This is a genomic window from Mesorhizobium sp. M5C.F.Cr.IN.023.01.1.1, from assembly GCF_003997585.1.
GTDB lineage: Bacteria > Pseudomonadota > Alphaproteobacteria > Rhizobiales > Rhizobiaceae > Mesorhizobium > Mesorhizobium wenxiniae.
This window is the reverse complement of record NZ_RZSU01000213.1, coordinates 1-3,058: the sequence shown is the minus strand read 5'-3', so window position 1 is coordinate 3,058 and position 3,058 is coordinate 1. Positions and strand designations below refer to the sequence as shown.

Annotated in this window: 3 protein-coding genes; all 3 read right to left on the bottom strand. The window is 64.3% G+C overall.

Going from position 1 to position 3,058, the window contains the following annotated elements:
• A partial coding sequence (locus tag EOA78_RS35265; protein ID WP_164784112.1) for a single-stranded DNA-binding protein occupies nucleotides 1–245 on the bottom strand: 245 nt, incomplete at its 3' end.
• 798 nt (nucleotides 246–1,043) lie between these two features.
• Nucleotides 1,044–1,322, bottom strand: a complete 279-nt coding sequence (locus EOA78_RS35260) for a DUF2285 domain-containing protein (protein ID WP_127320308.1) — start codon at nucleotides 1,320–1,322, stop codon at nucleotides 1,044–1,046.
• A 384-nt stretch (nucleotides 1,323–1,706) separates the two neighbouring features.
• Complete coding sequence (locus EOA78_RS35255) at nucleotides 1,707–2,633, bottom strand: zincin-like metallopeptidase domain-containing protein (protein WP_127320306.1); 927 nt, start codon at nucleotides 2,631–2,633, stop codon at nucleotides 1,707–1,709.
• Nucleotides 2,634–3,058: the final 425 nt, after the last annotated feature.

The following is a 3,058-nucleotide window of genomic DNA, read 5'->3' as shown; positions in this document are numbered from 1 at the left end:
ACCGCGACCTTCATGCCCTTCACGCAGTGCTTCTGCACCGTCTCGGCGAGCCCGTTGAAGCACTTGATGCGGTGCCACTCGGTGTCCTGCTCTGCGTAGCCGTTCTCGCCTTTGACGACCTTGCCGTCGACGCGGCGGGGGCGGGAGGTTGCGAGCCGGAAGTCGGTGATCCTGGTGCCGCCGCGGGTGGTGGCGGTTTCGGGGTCGTAGCCGATGTTGCCGGCGAGAAGAACGATGTTGGTCATTTCCTGTCTCCTTTGCTCGTCCGGGGGAGAAGTCCCTCCGAACGAGACCCGGCCAAGGCCGTCGGGAGCCGCCTGCAACCGGAGCGGAACGCATGAGGCTTGCCCCCAAGGCCCGGAGTGGTGCGGGCAGGCGCGAAGCGCCAACACGGTCCGGCGCCGCGGGGGTTGCGGTCGGAAACCGGACGGACTTAGGGGCTTATTCGTTTCGGAGGGGTTTTTTCCACCGGCAGCGGAACCGGAGACGGGATGGCCGCGAACGATCGACGCCGGCAACAGAGACGGCGACCCCCTTCGATGCCGTCCGCGGCGCAGCGGGCCTTACGCTTCCGGCGACCTCCCGATTCCCGCGTGATCGATGGCGGCTGTGCTCGAGGGCGAAGGGCTTCGCAGCAGGTCCAAGGCAATGCGCAACGCGCTCAGCGGAATGACGAGGTGCCGAACGCCCCCAGCGCGCGAACGCCGAATGGATCCCGGCCCGCTGATGCGGCCATTTCGCAACCGGGGAAGGCGTCCCGGCGCGTTGCGGAACCGTCCGTGATCGAGCCAGGTCTCCGTCGCTCGCCAGCGGGCTCGCACCAGCCCGACACGACCTTGCGACACCCTACCCTGCCCGTGCGCGCGCATCGGCCCTGGTGCAAGGCGCCGGACGCCTCGGCCGCCGGTTACGCGATCCCGTCTCAATGATGCGGGACAGTGAAGCCCGCCTCCGCATCTCAGTGCACTGAGGCGGCAGCCAAGGCCAGAAGGATCAGAGCTGCACGATCATGGCGGCCGTTCCGGCGCGACCGTGACGGAGCCTTACTGCAGGGTATCGCGCTCGCCGGCGAGGAGTCTTCGGTAGCCGGTTGTCGTCATCCATTTTGCCCGTCTCAGATGGTCTTCCCAGCATTGGCGCGTGCGCTCTGGCTCGGCCACAGGGTCACGCTGAAGGACAATGCGGGCGACTTCTCGCCAGTCAGCGCCATCTGCCTCGGCATCGAGAAGGCGCATATAGGTCGCCTTGTGCCGGTCATCGTACGGCGTGATCTTGTCTGACCACGGCACTTCGTCAGCAACCTTCGGGTCTGGTTTAGGCATCGGCTCTCCTTCTCCTGCTTGCTTATTGTCCCGCCCACGTATTCCAAAACCCTGCGACAATCTTTTGCGCCTAACTCCTGCGACATAAGGCTTCAGGATTTTCACGACAAGTCCAGGACGGAGTTTGCAAAGGCTTCGGGTGCTTCCTGGGGACGATTTTGGCGGGCTCGTGCAGGACAATCCGTCCGCTCAAAACATGACTTGCGACGCGCCTCATCATGATCGGCCGTAGGGATCGACACCATCATCTCCCTCCGAGGTAGGCGCCATCGCGAGCGCCAGCCTGGCGTTCGCCAGGCCTCCAGTCGGTCTCCTGACGATCCGCGCGTGAGGGACATGCCTGGTGCGATCAGGGCTTCCACCTCGAAAGTGGTCGCAATGGCATCAGGCCGCCTCCCCCAGCGTCTGAGACTGCGGCTGCAGTTCGTGCAGGTAGGCGACGGCACGCTGCGCATGCGCTGCGGCCGTAAAGATCGCCCGCCGGTCCGACCCGAGGACGGTTAGCCAGCTTTGAAGGTACGACGCATGATCCGGCCTCGGCTCCAGTTCCGGAACGATGCCGAGGTCAGCGCATATCAGCGCTGCTCCGATCTCCACCAAAAGCTCTTCGCGGGCCCTGTCCGTGCGATCCTGATGGTAGCGGCTGAGGTCCCGGTTCAATCGATGGGGGGCGGCGGTCCAATGCAGCGTTTCGTGGGCACGAACAGCCACGAACGACGCCATGTCCTGGAAAAATTCCGGGCGCGGCAATTGGATGTGGTCGGATAATGGCGAGTAGAAGGCCTTGTCACCGCCATAACGCACGACCGCGCCGGTGTTGTCGAAGAAGCGATCGGCATGGTCGATCCGCTCGATGGGCTCGGCCGCCGGCTTCGCTGCTGTGTAGTAATGCGGTGGCAGCTCGTCGATCTGGTCCGCGCAAAAGACAGTATAGGTTTTGAGGTAGGGAATGCCGCGCTCGACCTCGTCGCCATTGGCGTCGATTTCGGTCTTGCTGAAGCTGCCGGCATAGACGACCGTGGTTCCGGTTTCGCCCTTGCGGACATGGCCGCCCAATTCAACCGACTGTTTGAATGTCATCCAGTAGGGTGAAACAAAGCCCTGCGCGACCGCTTCTGACCACAAAAGCAGCGTGTTTATGCCCTGATAGGGTAGCCCGTTGTGGCGTAGCGGCCTGTTGACGCTGCCGCTCGGATGACCGACACGCCATGGCTGGCCCCAGGGGCGCACGCCCTTTTCGAGATCGGCGACGATCTTCTCGGTGATCTTCGCGTAGAGATCGGCCCGCGATCCTCTTTCTTTCCTGCTCATTCTCCTGAACCTCCATTCTGGAGGCCGCGTCTATCGCGGCCCCGTCACGGCGGTCCGTCAGCCGGGGCGACCAGGAGGCGCGGGCACCCGAAAGGGCCGAAACGACAGTGGAGGACGGCGAAGCCGTTGCGCGCGGCGCCGGACCCGGCAGGAGCGACGTCCGGGACGGGGCGCGAAATGCGGACAGGCGCAAAAAGCGCCCTGCTTGGAGGGCGCGGTGCGCTCGACGCAGGCAGAGCGAAGGCCGGTTCAATGAACCGACCTCGCGCCCGTGTAGGGATCGTATTCGAAGAGGCGGGTGACGTCGGCGTCTTCGAGCTCGTCCTCGGGCAAGACGCCATACTGGTCGTCGGACTGGAAGAGGATGACTGTGGTCATCAGGGTGCGGGCGAGCTTCCAGGCGTGCTTTTGTGCAAGCTCCAGGT